At 39.1% G+C, this 18,876-nt stretch carries 17 protein-coding genes and 1 other RNA gene; 9 read left to right on the forward strand and 9 right to left on the reverse strand.

The window, feature by feature from the left end; translation table 11 throughout:
* The first annotated feature begins 61 nt into the window (after positions 1–61).
* A complete protein-coding gene (bglX, locus tag WBF63_RS06355; protein ID WP_424368874.1) occupies positions 62–2,332 on the forward strand; it encodes a beta-glucosidase BglX in 2,271 nt (756 codons plus the stop codon).
* 119 nt (positions 2,333–2,451) lie between these two features.
* Positions 2,452–3,510, forward strand: coding sequence for a chorismate synthase (gene aroC, locus WBF63_RS06360; RefSeq protein WP_424368875.1), 1,059 nt, complete (start codon positions 2,452–2,454; stop codon positions 3,508–3,510).
* A 1-nt stretch (position 3,511) separates the two neighbouring features.
* On the opposite strand, the gene WBF63_RS06365 is transcribed toward aroC, so the two are convergent.
* Positions 3,512–4,459, reverse strand: a complete 948-nt coding sequence (locus WBF63_RS06365) for a LysR family transcriptional regulator (RefSeq protein ID WP_424368876.1) — start codon at positions 4,457–4,459, stop codon at positions 3,512–3,514.
* A 156-nt stretch (positions 4,460–4,615) separates the two neighbouring features.
* Here WBF63_RS06365 and WBF63_RS06370 point away from each other — a divergent pair, with 156 nt between their 5' ends.
* Entirely contained in the window at positions 4,616–5,092 is a 477-nt protein-coding gene (locus WBF63_RS06370) for a Dps family protein (protein ID WP_424368877.1), read from the forward strand.
* A gap of 49 nt (positions 5,093–5,141) precedes the next feature.
* Here the strand turns inward: WBF63_RS06370 and WBF63_RS06375 are convergent, their stop codons facing one another.
* The 3 genes from WBF63_RS06375 to pepT form a co-directional block, all read right to left on the reverse strand.
* Positions 5,142–5,876 carry a M15 family metallopeptidase gene (locus WBF63_RS06375; RefSeq protein WP_424368878.1) on the reverse strand — a complete coding sequence of 245 codons (735 nt, stop codon included), beginning with the start codon at positions 5,874–5,876 and terminating at the stop codon, positions 5,142–5,144.
* Positions 5,876–6,658, reverse strand: a complete 783-nt coding sequence (locus WBF63_RS06380) for a DUF6146 family protein (protein WP_424368879.1) — start codon at positions 6,656–6,658, stop codon at positions 5,876–5,878. Before WBF63_RS06380 ends, WBF63_RS06375 begins: the two co-directional genes overlap by 1 nt.
* 94 nt (positions 6,659–6,752) lie before the next feature.
* Positions 6,753–7,994: a peptidase T gene (pepT, locus tag WBF63_RS06385; protein ID WP_424368880.1), complete on the reverse strand. Its 1,242-nt coding sequence runs from the start codon at positions 7,992–7,994 to the stop codon at positions 6,753–6,755.
* Between the two features lie 65 nt (positions 7,995–8,059).
* Between pepT and WBF63_RS06390 the strand changes: the two genes are divergently transcribed.
* The 3 genes from WBF63_RS06390 to WBF63_RS06400 are packed head-to-tail and all read left to right on the forward strand — an operon-like array spanning position 8,060 to position 11,179.
* The gene (locus WBF63_RS06390) at positions 8,060–8,917 is read left to right on the forward strand and encodes a hydroxymethylglutaryl-CoA lyase (protein ID WP_424368881.1); all 858 of its coding nucleotides are present in this window, start codon (positions 8,060–8,062) and stop codon (positions 8,915–8,917) included.
* A 5-nt stretch (positions 8,918–8,922) separates the two neighbouring features.
* The gene (locus WBF63_RS06395; protein WP_424368882.1) at positions 8,923–9,828 is read left to right on the forward strand and encodes a hypothetical protein; all 906 of its coding nucleotides are present in this window, start codon (positions 8,923–8,925) and stop codon (positions 9,826–9,828) included.
* Positions 9,818–11,179: a peptidylprolyl isomerase gene (locus tag WBF63_RS06400; RefSeq protein ID WP_424368883.1), complete on the forward strand. Its 1,362-nt coding sequence runs from the start codon at positions 9,818–9,820 to the stop codon at positions 11,177–11,179. Before WBF63_RS06395 ends, WBF63_RS06400 begins: the two co-directional genes overlap by 11 nt.
* A 358-nt stretch (positions 11,180–11,537) precedes the next feature.
* On the opposite strand, the gene ftsY is transcribed toward WBF63_RS06400, so the two are convergent.
* From ftsY to lnt, 5 genes are all read right to left on the reverse strand, one after another.
* Positions 11,538–12,494 (reverse strand): signal recognition particle-docking protein FtsY, encoded by a 957-nt coding sequence (ftsY, locus tag WBF63_RS06405; RefSeq protein WP_424368884.1) that lies wholly within the window; start codon positions 12,492–12,494, stop codon positions 11,538–11,540.
* A gap of 114 nt (positions 12,495–12,608) precedes the next feature.
* Positions 12,609–12,758 carry a DUF4295 domain-containing protein gene (locus tag WBF63_RS06410; RefSeq protein ID WP_424368885.1) on the reverse strand — a complete coding sequence of 50 codons (150 nt, stop codon included), beginning with the start codon at positions 12,756–12,758 and terminating at the stop codon, positions 12,609–12,611.
* Between the two features lie 11 nt (positions 12,759–12,769).
* A complete protein-coding gene (rpmG, locus tag WBF63_RS06415) occupies positions 12,770–12,952 on the reverse strand; it encodes a 50S ribosomal protein L33 (protein WP_084018523.1) in 183 nt (60 codons plus the stop codon).
* Positions 12,953–12,963: 11 nt separating this feature from the next.
* Complete coding sequence (rpmB, locus tag WBF63_RS06420; RefSeq protein WP_424368886.1) at positions 12,964–13,200, reverse strand: 50S ribosomal protein L28; 237 nt, start codon at positions 13,198–13,200, stop codon at positions 12,964–12,966.
* A gap of 67 nt (positions 13,201–13,267) precedes the next feature.
* The gene (gene lnt / locus WBF63_RS06425) at positions 13,268–14,929 is read right to left on the reverse strand and encodes an apolipoprotein N-acyltransferase (protein ID WP_424368887.1); all 1,662 of its coding nucleotides are present in this window, start codon (positions 14,927–14,929) and stop codon (positions 13,268–13,270) included.
* A gap of 110 nt (positions 14,930–15,039) precedes the next feature.
* Here lnt and ffs point away from each other — a divergent pair.
* The 3 genes from ffs (at position 15,040) to yidC (ending at position 18,783) form a co-directional block, all read left to right on the forward strand.
* Positions 15,040–15,138, forward strand: an RNA gene (gene ffs, locus WBF63_RS06430) — signal recognition particle sRNA small type.
* A gap of 140 nt (positions 15,139–15,278) precedes the next feature.
* The gene (locus WBF63_RS06435; RefSeq protein ID WP_424368888.1) at positions 15,279–16,928 is read left to right on the forward strand and encodes a CTP synthase; all 1,650 of its coding nucleotides are present in this window, start codon (positions 15,279–15,281) and stop codon (positions 16,926–16,928) included.
* Entirely contained in the window at positions 16,906–18,783 is a 1,878-nt protein-coding gene (yidC, locus tag WBF63_RS06440; protein ID WP_424368889.1) for a membrane protein insertase YidC, read from the forward strand. Before WBF63_RS06435 ends, yidC begins: the two co-directional genes overlap by 23 nt.
* Positions 18,784–18,876: the final 93 nt, after the last annotated feature.

Here is an 18,876-nt window from a genome sequence, read left to right on the forward strand (position 1 = left end):
AGCTGCCCTTTCATTGGTTAGGGATTTTTAAAGGGCGGCTGTTTTTCCTAATTAAAAAAGAATGAAAATAAAATTAATAGCAGGCACCATCCTTTGCGTTGTCTGGTCAGGGCTTGCTTTGGCTCAAAATCAGAAGGAAAAGGAGATTGAAACGAAAATCGATTCGCTTCTTTCCATTATGACTTTAGAAGAAAAAATCGGCCAACTCGTCCAGTACAGTGCCAGCTGGGACGTAACCGGACCGGCCAATGATGCTTATAATCAAATTAAACTCGACAACCTCAAAAACGGACTGGTAGGTTCTATGCTGAACGTTACCGGTGTGAAAAATACCCGCGAGGCCCAACGTCTGAATTTGGAAAATTCAAGACTGAAAATTCCTTTAGTGTTTGCGTATGATGTCATTCACGGCTATAAAACGATTTTTCCGATTCCACTGGGTGAAAGCGCCAGCTGGGATCTTGATTTGATGGAAAGAACGGCTCGTGTGGCGGCTGCGGAATCTGCGGCTTCCGGAATTGGCTGGACTTTTTCTCCTATGATTGACATCTCACGCGATGCCCGTTGGGGAAGAATTATGGAAGGCTCAGGTGAAGATCCTTATCTGACTTCACTCATCGGAGTGGCAAAAATTAAAGGATATCAGGGTGATGATCTGACTTCGAAATCATCTATTGCAGCAAGTGCAAAACATTTTGCGGGATATGGACTAGCTGAAGGCGGACGTGATTATAATACGGTCAACATCGGTATTTATGAATTGAATAATTCGATTCTGCCGCCTTTCAAAGCTGCTGCAGAAGCTGGATCCGCGACATTTATGAATGCATTCAACGAATTGGACGGAATTCCTGCCACTGCCGATTCTTATCTTCAGCGAAGATTATTGAAAGGCGAATGGGACTGGGACGGTGTAATGGTTTCGGACTGGGGTTCCATCAGAGAACTGATTGCACATGGCGTAGCCCAAGACGAATCGCAAGCGGCTCTTCTAGCCATGACAGCCGGAAGTGACATTGATATGGAAGGAAGGGTTTATGAAGTCGCACTGAAAAATCTGGTCGAACAAAAGAAAATGGATATCGCATTGCTTGACGATGCTGTAAGACGTACACTTCGACTGAAATTCAGATTGGGACTTTTTGATGATCCTTACAAATATTGTGATGAGGAATTTGAAAAGAAAGAATTGTATTCCAAAGAAAATCAGGCGTTAGCATTAGAAGCAGCTAAAAAATCAATCGTTTTATTGAAAAATGACCAAAATATTTTACCACTTTCCCATACGGTGAAAAGCATTGCCGTAATCGGACCTTTGGCAGACGATAAAGATTCTCCGCTTGGGAACTGGCGGGCACAGGCGACGCCTAATTCAGCGGTTTCCGTTTTGGAAGGAATTAAAAATCACGCACCAAAAGGAATTAAAATTACCTACGCAAAAGCAGCGGAATTATCCACGGGCGAACGAAGTTTTTTAAAACCGATGACTCTTAACCAGACCGATCAATCAGGTTTTGCAGATGCGGTGAAAAAAGCCAAAGACGCAGATTTGGTCATTTTGGTGGTAGGAGAAGATGCATTCCAGTCAGGTGAAGGTAGAAGCCAGACCGACATTGGTTTTGCGGGTGTTCAGGATGAGTTGATTTCCGAAATTCATAAGGTCAATAAAAACATCGTAATGGTTTTGATGAATGGTCGTCCGATGGATCTGAGCTGGAGCGATGAAAACATTCCGGCGATTCTGGAAACCTGGTTGCTGGGCTCGCAACACGGAAATGCAGTTGGCGAGGTTTTATTCGGAAAATACAATCCAGCCGGAAAATTACCGGTTTCTTTCCCCAGAAATGTAGGACAATTACCGCTTTATTACAATCATAAACATACCGGTCGCGGCGATGAAATTCAGGAAGTAACTTATACTTCTTATCGGGATTCTGATCGAGATGCACTTTATCCGTTCGGATTCGGTTTGAGTTATACTAATTTTAAATACAGTGCGGTAAAACTTGACAAAACCAGTTTTTCAAAAGGCGGAAATATCACAGCAACTGTTCAGGTGACAAACATTGGAAACCTAAAAGGTGAGGAGGTAGTGCAACTTTATTTGCGTGATTTGGTGGGAAGCATTACCCGTCCCGTGAAAGAATTGAAAGGTTTTCAGAAAATCAGTTTAAATCCGGGTGAAACCCAAACCGTTTCCTTTAAAATCGATGAAGAAATGATTACTTATTTCACAAAAAATCAAAAATGGGAAGCCGAACCGGGAGAGTTTAAAGTTTTCATCGGGACGAATTCAAGAGATGTCCAGGAAGCTTCATTTCATTATCAATAATTCATCTCATCTTATTTTTTCAAGCTTTGGTTAGATTTAGCCAAAGCTTTTTTTATTCAAACTAAATGCGGATTGTAAGTTAAGCGCTCAAAGTCTATATTTGTAGTCAATCCTTATTTATGAACACAATCGGAAAGATTTTTCGACTTACGACTTTTGGAGAAAGCCACGGAACGGCAATGGGTGGAATTATTGACGGTTGTCCCGCCGGAATTGAACTTGATTTGGAGAAAATTCAATCCGAATTAGATCGACGCAAACCCGGACAATCCAAAATTGTAACCCAAAGAAAAGAATCCGATACGGTACAGTTTCTTTCCGGAATTTTTGAAGGAAAAACAACAGGAGCGCCCATTGGATTTGTCATTCCGAATGAAAATCAGAAATCCAAAGATTATTCGCACATCGAAGATGTATTTCGGCCGTCGCACGCCGATTTTACTTACCAAAAAAAATACGGCAACAGAGATCATAGGGGCGGAGGCAGAAGTTCAGCGCGTGAAACTGCCAATTGGGTGGTAGCCGGAGCAGTTGCCAAACAAATTATCAAAGAAATAGAAATCAATGCCTATGTTTCATCGGTCGGAGATTTATTTTTAGAGAAACCTTATCAGAAACTGGATTTCTCCAAAACCGAATCAAATATCGTTCGTTGTCCCGATGAAGAAACCGCTGCCCAAATGATTGAGAAAATCGAACAAGTCAGAAAAGCCGGCGATACTATCGGCGGAACGATAACTTGTGTGATTAAAAATGTGCCTATTGGATTGGGCGAGCCGATTTTTGATAAACTTCACGCTAGATTAGGCCAGGCAATGCTTTCAATCAATGCGGTAAAAGGATTTGAATACGGAAGCGGATTTTGCGGTGCACGAATGCAAGGTTCGGAACACAATGATTTATTCAACGAAGACGGAACGACCAAAACCAATCTTTCAGGTGGGATTCAAGGTGGGATTTCCAACGGAATGGATATTTATTTCCGTGTGGCATTTAAACCAGTGGCAACTTTGATGCAAAAACAAGAAGCACTTAGTTCTCAAGGCGAATTAGTAGAAATGCAAGGCAAAGGACGTCACGATCCTTGTGTTTTGCCAAGAGCCGTTCCGATTGTAGAAGCCCTTTCGGCAATGGTTTTGCTCGATTTTGTTTTATTGAATAATTCCCGGAAAATCTGAATTATTTAGGCAAACTGATCAAAGGAGAAGTTATATTTTCATTTTTGTCAAAGAATATTTTGCCACGCAAAACACTTTGAATTGTCTTGATGAAATTGTCTTCAAAAGACTTGCGCAGATTGGATTGATGATAAACCAAACTTACCTGCCGGGACGGCGCGGGATCTTCAAAATAACGAACATTTTTCTGATATTCTTTCGGCAGATCTTCTGCATGAAGACTTGGCAAAAGTGTCATTCCATAGCCTTCATTGGCAAGTTTTACCAAAGTATCAAGGCTTCCACTGTCAAGTTTTACAGGTTGCTCTTTAAGTTTTTCAGGTTCACAAAGGTTCAAAACATTATTTCGGAAACAATGGCCTTCTTTCAGCAACAAAAGATCTTCCACATCCAGGTCGGAAGTCTGAATCATTTTTTTGGAATGGTAAATATGCGAATCCGGAACATAGGCCACCAAAGGTTCATAATACAGCGTTTTTTCCACAATTTGATCTTCATGAAGTGGCGTTACCACTATCCCGAAATCCAAAATGCCTTCGCGTAGGCCCGCAATAATTTCTTCGGTCTGTAGTTCTCTGATGATGAGGTTTGATTTGGGATGTGCTCTCTGAAATGTTTTGTAAAACATAGGCACAAGCGTTGGCAAAACCGTTGGGATAACCCCAATACGGAAATCGCCTTCTATCTGGCCCTTTTCTTCAAAAACCAATTGTGCCATTTTGTTGGATTCTTTCAGAATAATTTTGGCTTGTTCTACCACTTTTTCACCAATGGGTGTAAGTTTAATCGGATGAGAACTCCTGTCAAAAATTTCAATCCCCAGTTCCTTTTCCAATTTTTGAATCTGCATACTCAAAGTAGGTTGCGTGACAAAAGACTTATCTGCGGCGAGCGTAAAATTCTTGTATTCGGCAACGGCTAAAACATATTCCAACTGTACCAGCGTCATATATAAATATTTTCAATAAAGGTATTAATTTAATCGAATTTGTCTATGAATGATGGTATGATTTTAGTTAGTTATAACTGAGGTTTGACATTGTTCAGGTCATCTAAATTCCTTATATTTAGAATATTAATTTAGTAACTTAAAAAAATATATAATATGAAATTATCTACCATTGGATTGGAGAAATCCACAACAAAAGAACTATCGGAAGATCTGAATATACTTCTTGCCGATTTACAGATTTATTATCAGAATTTACGTGGTGTTCATTGGAACATCAAAGGCGAGCAATTTTTCCAATTGCACCCGAAATTTGAAGAATTATACTTGGACGCCCAAGAAAAAGTGGATTTGGTTGCCGAACGAATTTTGACTTTGGGTGCAACTCCCTTGCATACATTTGAAGATTATGTAGAGCATTCGACAGTTAAGGTCGGGAAAAATATTTCTGAAGCTGAAGCTTCTGTTCAACTGATTTTGGATTCTATTCAGGAATTATTGAAAATCGAACGCCGAATTTTAGACCGTTCTGCTGAATTAGACGATGAAGGAACCAATTCGATGATGAGTGATTTCATTTCGTTTCAGGAAAAAACAGCCTGGATGCTGAAAGCATTTTTAGGAGGGAAATAAAAGCAATTGGACTTTGTTTTACGTCCGGATCAATAGGTTCGGACGTTTTTTATGGCAACAAATCGGGGTTGATGTCCAAAATATTTTCCCGTTTGTATCGCTCAATGAATTCATCCGTGAAATGCTCACTTCCCATTAATTTGTTGGTTTGAAGAAGTTTTTTTAAGTCCAATTCCTTGTACTCCTTTAGCATTCTGATGGAAATTGGTTTATAGGAAAAATGCCAAGGCTCGTAAGCAAATCCTTTTCGACCGGGTGTGTTGGTGTAAACCAGATGAAACCCAAATTTTTCTGAATTCTCATCCAACCAGATTTTAAATTTCCGCATACGACCGCCTTCATTGAAATGAACTTCACTCAAAGGGTTGGATGGAATGCCTCGGGTCGAATCGATGATGTCGAGATCCGTTCCCCAATGATGTCGCGAAGTGCCCGGAATGGTGCTGTATTGGATAATCTTCTCAATTGTTTTTTGATGCGAGAAACCTTGACTGCGGAAGCTTTTGTACTTACGCTCCCAAATCCCGTTTTGGTGCGTATAACTTCGATAACTTGAAATGACGTGCATATTGAAACCTTTTTCCTTGGCGGCTTTTCGCATCAGATTAAATTGAAGCCGTGCTTCGTCCCGTAATTTGAAGTCTTCGCCAAAAAGTGCAGGTTTTCCTTTTCCGATGAGTTCTTCCTCCGTAAATTCGTTTAAAAAATTAAAATTAAATGAAGGATTGATGATGAACAATCCACCCATGAGTGTGGATTTTTTAATAAAATCGCGTCTGTGCATCAGATAAATGAAATTTTATGTTTGTTTTCCATGAATTTGAAAAACATAAAAAGTTTGTATTCAAATTCCAAACCATAGTAAGTTCTGCTGTCATAATCAATCGGCATTTCGTAGATGTCTTTATTTCCACTGATTACCCGACTGTTCCAAACTGAAACGTAATGGTTGTTTTTGTTTTCCAAATAATTTAGCGAATAAGAAGATGCAGAAGGTTGCATCGCCATAAATGATTCATAACCCAAGTCGAGGACGGCGAGGTCGTATTCTTCTTGCGAACCCAATTCTTCCTGATATTTTTTGGTTTTAATTATTACAACATCCCTAGAAATGTGAGTAATACCTGTATTTTTTAATATATCGACTGAAAATATATCAGTTGCATTTAATGCCTCAAATTTATTCTTTTCAACATATTCTCCATCAATTACAAATAACGCATTTTCAGGAATGAAACTTTGATTACAACCAACTGTTTTAATTGACATCGAAACCTCTCTCTTCTTCAACTTGATTTCAATCAGACCGTTTTTGCCTTGTTCGCCATATTTCTCGATGGCTTTTTCACCTTTTAGTACATTGATTGACTCAATGGTATTGGGATCTAATTCATTGACAACAGCCTCATTTGTTTGTTTCCCGTTGATGAAATATAGGGGTTTTGGTAAGTCGGGCGATTTTACTTCGTTTCCGTTTTTTCCCTGTAATTTTTCATCCAAACGCAAACTGTCGTTCTGCGCAAATGAAACCATGGGAACCACCAAAAGAAAGATTAATTTTTTCATCCAAATTGATTTTGAATTCTAAAGATAAAAAGTTTCAACTAAACGGAAAAATAAGGACCTGACAGGTTTTCAAAACCCGCCAGGTCTGAATAAATTATTGTTCTGCAATGAGTTCTCCGATTCTTACGATGACTTCCACCGCTTTTTCCATAGACTCCAAAGGAACGTATTCATAAGGTCCGTGGAAATTATGTCCGCCTGCAAAAATATTCGGACAAGGAAGTCCCATAAAACTCAGTCTTGACCCATCAGTTCCACCACGAATGGGTTTGATGTTCGGTTCAATTCCTACATCTTTCAACGCTTGTTCTGCGATTTCCACCGATTGGAATTTTTCCTTCACCTTTTCGACCATATTGTAATATTGGTCATTCATATCCAGGATGATGTTGTCTTCGCCATATTCCGCACGCATTTCCGCCACAATTTGTTCCACGAGTTTTTTTCGGGCTTCAAATTGGGTCATATCGTGGTCGCGGATGATGTATTTGATGGTTGTTTCCGAAACATTTCCTTCGAAATCATTCAGATGGAAAAAACCTTCGCGACCGTCGGTCAATTCCGGTACTTCGTCGGAAGGTAACTGATCAGCAAATTCTCTGGCAAGCGTGATGGCATTTACCATTTGGTTTTTGGCGTAACCGGGATGGACGCTTTTTCCTTTGAAAGTCAGATGCGCATAAGCTGCATTGAAATTTTCATATTCCAATTCCCCGATTTCACTTCCGTCCATCGTATAAGCCCATTCCGCACCGAATTTTTCCACATCAAAGAAATCCGCTCCGCGTCCGACTTCTTCGTCTGGCGTGAAACCAACGGCAATTCTTCCGTGTTTGATTTCGGGATGCGCGATCAGGTACTCCATTGCGGTCACGATTTCGGCAACGCCGGCTTTGTCGTCTGCGCCTAATAAAGTTGTTCCATCGGTTGTGATGAGAGTTTGACCTTTGTATTGTTTCAGTTCTGGGAATTCCTCCGGATTCAGGTTCATTTTTAATTCTGCATTCAAAACGATATTTCCGCCGTCATAATTTTCAATGATTTGCGGTTTTACATTTTCACCCGAATAATCCGGTGAAGTATCAAAATGCGAAACAAATCCTATCGTGGGAACTTCTTTGTCGATATTGGAAGGCAGATAGCCCATTACGTATGCATTGTCGTCGATGGAAACATCTTCCAATCCGATGGATTTTAATTCTTCGAATAAATATTTTGCGATGTCCCATTGTCTTTCCGAACTTGGAAACTCATCCACAAAAGGAATACTTTCCGAATAAAAACTTACATATTTCAAAAAGCGGTTTTTGAGTTTTTCACTCCATATTTTGTCCATATATTTCAAATTTTTTGGTAAAAGTAGGAAATTCTATATCTTTCAGCCCGCAAATAACAAACAAAATGAGCGAAAGGATAAAGATTGTGGATTGTCCGCGTGATGCAATGCAGGGAATTCACAATTTCATCAAAACAGAAGATAAAATTGATCATCTGAACCTGCTTTTGAAAGTGGGTTTTGATACAATTGACTGCGGAAGTTTTGTTTCGCCCAAAATCATTCCCCAAATGGCCGATACAGGTGAAGTTCTGAAAGCGGTGAAGAACATAAAACACAATTCTAAACTATCGGTCATCATTGCAAGCGAAGGAGGAGCAGAACGTGCAATGGAGCATGAGAATGTGGATTATCTCGGATTTCCTTTCTCGATTTCGGAACAATTTCAAAAAGACAATACCCATAAATCAAGAGAAGAAGCTTTTCAAAGCATTCTGAATATTTCGAAACGAATTGAAGGAACAAATAAAGAAATTTTACTGTATTTTTCGATGGCTTTTGGAAATCCTTATAATGAAGAATGGAATGTGGAAATGGTGAATGAATGGGCCGAAAGGTTTGCCGAAATCGGAATCAGAAGAATTAATTTGTCGGATACAACTTCTGTGGCAGCTACAAAAGATGTCGAAGAATTATTTAGTAAACTGATAAAAAAATACCCTGAAATTGAATTTGGTGCGCATTTCCATTCGGAATATACGGACTGGCACGCCAAAGTGGATGCTGCTTATCAAAACGGTTGCAGAAGATTTGACGGAGCTATCAAAGGATTTGGGGGTTGCCCGATGGCCAAAAGTGATTTGGTCGGAAATACACCTACCGAAAAATTGATTACCTATGCCGAAAGTGTAGGAGCGGAGCACGGCTTGAATTTATTTGCATTTGAGGCGGCTTATAATTCGGCGATACACGTAATGGGTTAAGGATAATGAAAAGAGAAATTTTGCGTTCTAAACGAATGAAAGGAGTCAATAATTTAGTATTCGGAATCATCATTTTGTCAGGTTTTGTAGCTTGCAAGGGAAAAATTGATTTTTCTAAAAAGAAAGCTGATGATGAAAAAATTATTGTTCAATACGGCGAACATTTCCTTACCGACAGAGATATTCGGCTGGTTTTGCCGAACGAATACACACCGGAAGACAGTGCGAAATTAGTGAAAGCTTATGTAGAAGAATGGGTAAAAAAGAAAGCTATTGTAGACAAAGCCGAAGCCAATATTGATGAACTTACCTTAAAGGAAATCGACAATAAAATGGTTGAATATCGTCAGGATTTGCTCATCAATGCTTATAATAATTACCTGATTGAAAAAAATATCAAAGATTCTGTTTCTGAAAAGGAAATTCAGGATTATTTTGAAAAACACAAAGAAAGTTTTCCCTTGAGCAAAGATATTGTACGTTATCGGGCTGTAATTGTGGAGAAAAAAGATGAAGCGAGAGCCGAGAAATTGTTCAATTCGGGGCGTGATGAAGATTTTGATGAACTGATGAAAATTGTACTGACTTCCGGAACGCCTTACCACGACAACGATAGCGTTTGGTATTCCGCAGATGTATTGGCGGGGCAGTATCCGCAATTAAATCAGGACAATAATCTGAATCAACTTCTGAACCGCAGACGAATCAAAATGTCTGATGATGCAAGTGTAACGATGATCAGAATTCTTAATTTTAAACAAAAAGGAGGCGAAGCGCCTTATGAATTTGTTAAACCTACCATAAAAAATCTTTTGCTAAACAAAAGAAAGTTAAATTTGCTCGGTGATTTACAAAATCAACTGTACAAAGAAGCTATCAATAAAAATCAAATCAAAATAAATGAAAATTAATATTTATGTTTTGGCCATGTTTACAACTCTTGTAAGCAGTTACGCATTTGCACAACCGAAACAAAACAACCCTTCGGGTCAGATAAAACTCGACGGAGTTGCAGCGGTGGTCGGAGAAGAAGTAATTCTGGATTCCGATATTGAAAGAGATTATATTCAAGCCAAAATGCAAGGTTACGAGGTAGAAAATGAATGTGATTTTCTGGAAAATATTTTGGTAGACAAACTTTTATTGACAAAAGCCAAAGAAGACACTTTGGTAGTGGTGACCAATGATTTGGTGGATCGTCAGGTAGATGGAACTATTCAGAGATTCCTGACACAAGGAAGTGAAAGAGAAATTCTTGATTATTTTGGGTACAATACCATGGCCGAATTCAAACAAGATCTGAGAGGAATCATGCGTGATCAGGCTTATGCCCAAAAGAAGCAGGAATTAATTACAATGGGAATGGATGCTACCCCAGAAGAAGTCCGTAATTTTTACGAGCAATATAAAACAGAATTACCTGATATTCCTGAAGAAGTAAGTTTAAGTCATATCGTGATGTATCCGGAAATTTTTCCTGAAAATGAACAAAAAGTTGTAGATGAACTGGCGCAGATGAAAAAAGAAGTGGAGGAGGGAGCGAGTTTTGCCACCAAAGCCATTTTGTATTCAAATGATCCCGGTTCTGCTTCAAACGGAGGTTTGATTCAAAATGTGAAACGCGGACAGATGGTCCCTGAATTTGATGCAGTTGTTTTCAATCTTCAGGAAGGTGAAATTTCAGAACCTTTTAAAACCGATTTCGGGTATCACATTGCACTTCTAGAAAAAAGAAAAGGGCAGGAATTGGACATAAGACATATTTTGATTCAACTAAAACCTACGGTAGAAGAAATTGCATTGACCAGACAAAAGATGGATTCGATAATCTTGAAAATTGAGGCAGGGGATATGACTTTTAAAGAAGCGGCATTTCAATATTCAGTTGACAAATACACCAAATTCAATGCAGGAAAAATGATAGACCAGAACACAGGTGAAGACCGAATGGAGCGTTCCAAATTGGAAACAAAAATGCTTTTGGCAATTGGCGGATTACAAGACGGTGAGATTTCAGAACCATTTGAAGATGAGTTCAACCGTCAAGCTGTGCTTCGTGTAGTAAGGTTGGATGAAACTGTTCCTGCGCATAAAATAAATTTGGAAACAGATTACTCAAGATTGAAAAATCTTACCATCAGCACCAAACGTCAGGAAACGGTTATGAAATGGGTGGGAGAACAAATAGACGACACTTTTATCACTATTGACTCTGATTATGATAATTGTACTTTCCGTATGGATTGGAGAAAAACCGAGTAATAAATCAATATTTATTGAATAATTTGAATGCACCCACATCGGGTGCATTTCTTATTTAAAATAATTGAAATAAAAAACAGGAAAAATCCCCTTTTTTTTCAGGGTTTTTCCTTTTTATTACTTTTCTATTCTTAATAGCTTTGGTGTTCAATTAACCTGATTAGTAATTGTTAATTCAAATTGTGTGTGTAATCTTATAAAACTCAATTACTAAACTACTCTAAACGACAAAATTAAACCTATTACCTCCCTTCCGAATGCTCTCTACTTTCGGAAGGTTTTTTTTGCTTTAAATTTAAATTACTTATTACCCTGATTTATTTAAATCAAGGTTTAGTAAGGTGAAGTAAAAAATAGATTATTTGTTGAAAAAGCTGTCTACGAATTCAAATTTATCAAATGCCTGAAGATCGTTCATCCCCTCACCAACTCCGATGTACTTCACTGGAATCTGAAATTGATCAGAGATGCCAATTACCACGCCGCCTTTGGCAGTCCCATCGAGCTTGGTAACGGCCAGCGCAGTTACTTCTGTTGCCTGGGTAAATTGTTTGGCTTGTTCAAAAGCGTTTTGTCCGGTGGAACCATCGAGAACCAAAAGAACTTCATGTGGTGCATTTGGATAAACCTTTTGCATCACGCGTTTTATTTTGGACAATTCATTCATCAGATTGATTTTATTGTGCAATCTTCCTGCCGTATCGATGAGCACTACATCTGCATTTTGAGCTTTGGCAGATTGTAAAGTGTCAAATGCAACAGAAGCAGGATCTGAACCCATCGCTTGTTTAACAATAGGCACGCCCACTCTTTCCGACCAAATGACAAGTTGATCTACGGCAGCTGCTCGGAAGGTGTCGGCGGCGCCCAATACTACTTTTTTACCGTCCTTTTTGAACTGATGAGCGAGTTTCCCAATCGTAGTCGTTTTGCCAACGCCATTTACGCCCACGACCATGATGACGTAAGGTTCATCCTGTGAAGGGATTTCATAACCTTTTGCTTCATTGGAATTATTTTCTGAAAGTAAACCGGCTATTTCTTCTCTCAAGATGAGGTTCAGTTCACTTGTATTCAGGTATTTGTCACGCGCTACTCGTTCTTCAATCCTTTTGATGATTTTAAGGGTGGTTTCTACACCCACGTCAGAACTGATGAGTACTTCTTCTAAATCATCCAGAACATCTTCATCAACTTTTGACTTTCCGGCAACTGATCGACTAAGTTTATCAAAGAATGATTGTTTGGATTTTTCCAGACCTTCGTCAAGTTTCTCTTTGCTTTCTTTTCCCAGAATTTTTTTGAACCAGCTCACTTTTCAAGTAATTTAGATTGCGAAGATACGGATTGTTGGCATAAAAAAAAGCCCACCAAAAGTGGACTTTTAAAACCTTTAAAATTTATTTTACAAATACGCTTGTAAATATAATTATTTGAAAAAGTCGTTTACGCTATCAGCGTTCACTACTCTTTCTTCAAAATAGTAAGCACCAGATTTTGGCGATTTTACCATTTTGATAACTTTCGTCATTTTCTTTGATGCACCTGTCTGTAAGGTAGCTACGGTCTTCTTTGCCATGGTTTACTATTTTATTTGATTTCTTTGTGAACAGTATATTTCTTCAAAACAGGATTGAATTTTTTCAGTTCAATTCTGTCTGGCGTGTTCTTTTTGTTCTTAGTTGTGATGTAACGAGACATTCCCGGCATTCCGCTTTCTTTGTGCTCGGTGCATTCCAAAATTACTTGTACTCTATTTCCTTTCTTTGCCATGATGAATGCAATTAATCGATTAATCCGTTTTTACGTCCGCGTTTAACAGCCTCTTCAACACCAATTTTGTTGATAGTTTTCAATCCGTGGGCAGATACTCTCAAAGTAATCCACTCGCCGGTATCGGGCATAAAAAATTTCTTCTTAAACAAGTTCACTTCAAAAGTGCGTTTTGTTTTATTGTTGGCATGAGAAACATTGTTTCCCACCATTCTCTTCTTTCCAGTAATTTGACAAATTTTCGACATTTGTTCCTGATTTTTTTCGGACTGCAAAGATAGGAATTAAAATTTCAGAAAAACAAGAAATTATACTTTAATTTTTTATTTTCTTTTTATTCCGATTTAGAATCTCCCAAGCAATCGTGTATCCCAGCAAAATGCCGGCGATGATTAGTGCGATTCTTGCCAAGTAATCGCCGTGTTTCGTGTAAAATGTAATTTCATTATTGAGTTTGGCTTTGCCAATTAATGCGCCTTTTGTTTCATAAGGAAGCGAAGAGGTTATTTCTCCTTTCTGATTGATGAAAGCTGAAATTCCCGAATTGGCAGATCTTACAATGTCTCTTCTGGTTTCAATCGCTCTTAAATTCCCAAAAAGCAACAATTCTTTATGTCCGTCCGAATCGCCCCACCAAGAGTCGTTGGTCATGATGAACAAAACATTGGCACCGTTTTTAACGTAACCGGTAGTGAATTCGCCATAAATCGACTCATAACAGATTATCGGGGCAACGACTGCATTGTTAAACGAGTTTCGAAAAACCGAACGATTTTCCTGCGTAAGATGTGTGCGTACCGTTCCGCCAAAATTCAGCATGATGTCACCCATAATCGGTTTGAGCGTTTTCATATAAGGGAAATGTTCTACCCCGACTACCAGTTTGGATTTATGATAAATCTGAATTGAATCTTTTGCGTTGAGCTGAATCCCGGAATTGGTGACGTCAATCCACATATCGGAATTTCCATATCGGGAAGCGGTTTCGGAAGCGAGTTTTTCGTACGGATAAAAACGCATCAGTTCTACTCCGGAAACAAAACTCAATTCGGGATATTTGTGGAAATTATCCTGAAGGGTCTGAATCAGAAAATCCTGTGGAAGGCGATCTATGTTCAGTCCGGGGCCAGGCCCCGGGAATGCGGTTTCGGGCGCCACTACAAATTGAACGCCCGGCTGCATGTGATTATGTGTCAAATTGATCAGTTCATTGACGATCTGAAAAGGTTCTTTGTTGTATTTTTCCGTATAAGGATTCAATTTGGGCTGCAGAGCCATCGCAGTTATTTCTTCTCCTTTTTCTTCGTAAGAATTAAAAATTATATAAGAAATCCCGATGGGAACGCCAATCCATAAAACTGTATAAAGGATTAATTTGTTCAGGTATTTTTTTTCTTTCAGATTGAGATAAGCATATAAAAAATAAAAAACGATAAGATTTCCAACGAACACCCAAAGCGTTCCGCCAAAAGTCCCGGTGTATTCATACCATTGAATCCATTTGGGGAAATTGGCAAATCCGTTTCCTAAATTAAACCACGGCCAAGTCATTTCCCAGTTAAGATGAAATTTCTCAAAACACATCCAGATAGCAGGTAGGAATGGAATTCCGTAGAAATTTCCGGCTTTGGATTTAACCCAATGGTATAGCTGAAAAACAATACTCATCAGAAATGCATTTGCCACAACTGGGAAAATATAAGCCGTCCAGGAATTTTGCCATTCACCATTCGCATTTAACTCTTGCGCATAATGCAGCCACCAGATACCGATGGCGTTCCAAATGAAAAATGCCAAATAAGCCAGACCGAAAACTTTCCAGCCTTTGCGTTTGACATCGGTCATTTGTGCGATTTTGTTTTCCGCAAAAAGTAAAGGGACGAATCCGAAAAAGAGTAAAATCGGGAAACCATTTGAGGGCCAGCCCAAAGCCAGTAATAATCCCGATGCGATGGCGTATAAAATGTATTTCAGCATAAGGGCAAAGTTAATCGAAATTCAAATTACCATTGTGAAATGCTGATTTATTTCATACGAACTGAATGTTATATATTTTGGAGAAATTAAAATTGTTGTAACTTTGCAGCGGGCAAGTCCTACACAACCAGCTCCTGGTCAATCCCCCAGGGTGGGAACACAGCAAGGGTATCCGGTCGTAGCGGTGTGATGTAGTAAGCTTGCCTTTTTTTCTGCCCTGAATTTTCCTTAAATTTTCACTCCTGAATAACTGAATACATTCATAAAATATAATTTGATTCAATTTCGTTTTGGGAAAGCTTAACTCAATAATTTGTCGTAATTTTGCACCCATTGAATTTATAAGTCAATGAAACCAGAATCTGCAAAATACATCTTTGTTACCGGTGGTGTAACTTCTTCACTCGGTAAAGGAATTGTCGCTTCTTCGCTTGGTATGCTTTTGCAGGCAAGAGGATATTCGGTCACCATACAAAAGCTCGATCCCTACCTGAATGTTGATCCCGGAACTTTAAACCCATATGAACATGGGGAATGTTATGTCACAGAAGACGGCGCAGAAACCGATCTTGACCTTGGTCATTACGAACGTTTCTTGAACCGTGCTACTTCACAGGCCAACAGTGTTACAACCGGGCGAATTTACCAAACGGTAATAGAAAAGGAGAGAAGAGGAGACTATTTAGGTAAAACGGTGCAGATCATTCCGCATATTACCAATGAAATCAAAAGAAGAATCAAATTGCTGGGAAGCAGTGGTAAATACGACATTATCATTACCGAAATCGGTGGAACTGTAGGCGATATCGAGTCACTTCCTTACATTGAGAGCGTTCGTCAGATGATCTGGGATTTAGGAGAAAAAAACTCAATGGTTATCCATTTGACATTGGTTCCTTATTTAGCCGCAAGCGGCGAACTCAAAACAAAACCAACACAACATTCCGTACGATTGTTAATGGAAAGCGGAATCAGAGCAGATGTTCTGGTAACGCGCACTGAACATCATCTGCCAAAAGATGTACGTGAGAAACTTGCACTTTTCTGCAACGTGAAAAAAGGCAATGTAATCGAATGTATCGATGCAGAATCCATTTATGATGTTCCACTTTTGCTACACGATCAGAAATTTGACGAAGTTGTTTTGGAAACACTTGATCTGCCAACTGATCAGCAGCCGGAATTAGACAGATGGAAAAACTTTTTAGACCGACATAAAAATCCGGCCAATCAGGTAGAAATTGCTTTGGTTGGAAAATATACTTCGCTTCAGGATTCTTATAAATCCATTTCAGAAGCGTTTACACACGCTGGTGCTGCAGCCAATACGGGCGTGAAAATCCGTTGGGTTTATTCAGGAGATCTGACCGAAGAAAACATCGGTGAGAAGTTAAAAGGAGTGGACGGAATTTTGATTGCACCCGGATTTGGAGACAGAGGAATTGACGGGAAAATTATAGCAGCCAATTATGCGAGAAGAAACAAAATCCCAACTTTCGGGATTTGTCTGGGAATGCAGATTATGACCATTGAATTTGCCCGAAATGTATTGGGATTTGAAGATGCCGATACAACCGAAATCAACGGCCAGACAACCAATCCGGTTATCAATTTAATGGAAGGCCAGAAAAACGTGACCCACAAAGGCGGAACCATGAGGCTTGGGAACTGGAAATGTCAGCTCGATAAGAATTCAGAAGTTTATAAAGTTTATGGTGAAGAAATCATTGAGGAGCGTCACCGTCACCGTTATGAATTCAACAATGAGTATCTTGAAAATTTCGAAAACGAACAATTCATGCCGGTCGGGAAAAATCCCGATACCGGATTGGTCGAAATACTTGAATACAAAAACTTACCTTTTTATATAGGCGTACAATTTCATCCTGAATACAGAAGTACGGTTGCGAGTCCGCATCCGTTGTTTGTGAAATTTATTGAAGCCGCTTTAATGCAAAAACAAAACGAACTGATTCATGCAACAAGAAAGAAAATTTGATAAAAACACCTTGGTGGCCTTCATCCTTATGGGGGCTTTATTATTGGGGTATTTTTATATCAGTCAACCATCTGAGGAAGAATTAAAGGAAAGAGCAAAGCAAGAACAATTAGCAAGAGAAAAGGCTGAAAGCCAAAAAGATACTGTAGCGGCTGTTCAGTCAAACGGTCAGATTTCCACGACATCTGATTCTACCGTTTTAGTGGCAGAAGCCAAAGATTTTGAAGCGGAAAATTCCAAATTCAAAGTGAAATTTGCCGGAAAAGGCGGTATGATTTCAGAATTATTACTGAAAGAATATTCGGCTTTTGAAGAAAATTCAGAAGACCATAAAATGCCTTTGTATCTGATTAAAGATGGCAACAATGAATTTAACCTGAAGTTCAAAGATAAATCCGGACGTGAAATTCATACATCACAGCTCGCATTTTCTCCTTCGGTTCAGAAATCCGATTCGGTAACGATTATAACCATGACAGCTCCTGTAGATGGTGGGAAGCTTGATTTTGTTTATACGGTCGGAACGGATTATACAATTGGATTTGAAGTAAAATCCCAGGGAATTCATCAGATTACAAACGATAAAAATATTTCGGTTGACTGGAACCTGAAAGCTTCTTCGCTTGAAAAAGGAAAGCAACAAGAACATTATTGGGCGCAAACTTATTACCGTTTCAAAGGAACCAATGATGTGGAGTATGAACTTTTTGGTGCAGATGAATGGTCGGAAAAAGAAAGCATTGACTGGATTGCATTTAAGCAACAGTTTTTCTCATCCATTCTTTCTTTTGACGAAGGTTTTCAAAATCCGGTGGGCGGTTCAACTGTAATTGATCAGGAAGTAGATCCTTCGCACAGTAAAGATTACCGCTTCGCGGCTTCGATGCCGATTTCAGGTAGCGAATTGAATTACAAAATGCAATGGGATTTTGTTCCTTTGGATTATAAATTATTATCGAAAAACCAATACAAAGGAACCGATTTTGACGAAATCATTCCATTTGGTTGGGGATTTCTGGGGTGGATCAACAAACATTTCTTCCTGAACGTTTTCCAATGGATTGCTTCCTTGGGGATGAATTATGGTTGGGTTATTTTTTGGATGACCATTGTAGTGAAACTGGTGCTTTCACCTATTATGTACAAACAATATCGCCAGAGTGCGATGATGCGTATTTTACGTCCTGAGTTAAATGAAATCAACGAAAAACACAAAGGAAAAGACAATGCAATGAAGCGTCAGCAATCGACGATGGAATTGTATCGGAAAGCCGGTGTAAATCCGCTTTCGGGATGTTTGCCAGCCTTGATTCAAATTCCAATTTTCTATGCATTGTTCCGATTCTTCCCGAACATCATCGACCTGAGAGGTCAATCTTTCCTTTGGGCAGAAGACTTGACGGCGTATGACTCACCGATTACACTTCCGGACTGGGTTCCTTTCATGGATGGACATTTGAGTATTCTGGCGCTTTCTTACATCATTGCGATGGTCGTATACTTCCGCGTTTCCGGTTCGATGGACAGCTTCAACCAGCCGCCACAAGAAGGAATGCCTGATATGCGAATGATGAAATGGATGATGTACTTGATGCCGGTATTCTTCTTCGTATTCCTGAACAGCTACGCATCTGGACTTTCCTGGTATTATCTTGTTTCCAACGTGATTAACATCGGAATCGTGATGTTCATTAAAAATGTGATGATTGACGACAAGAAAATCCATGCAAAAATTCAGGAAAACAAAGCCAAACCCAAAAAGCAAAGCAAATGGGGCTCTAAAATGCAACAATTGATGGAGCAGGCACAAGAAGCTCAAAAGCAACAAGAGCAAATGAAAAAAAGAAAGAAATAATTCTTGAAATAGTATAAAACCGGATTCGAAAGTGTCCGGTTTTTTTTGTGAGGGTCGAATTAAGCAATTAGTTTTAAATCCCTTAAATTTGGG

Source organism: Moheibacter sp. (genome assembly GCF_049672845.1).
Lineage (GTDB): Bacteria > Bacteroidota > Bacteroidia > Flavobacteriales > Weeksellaceae > Moheibacter.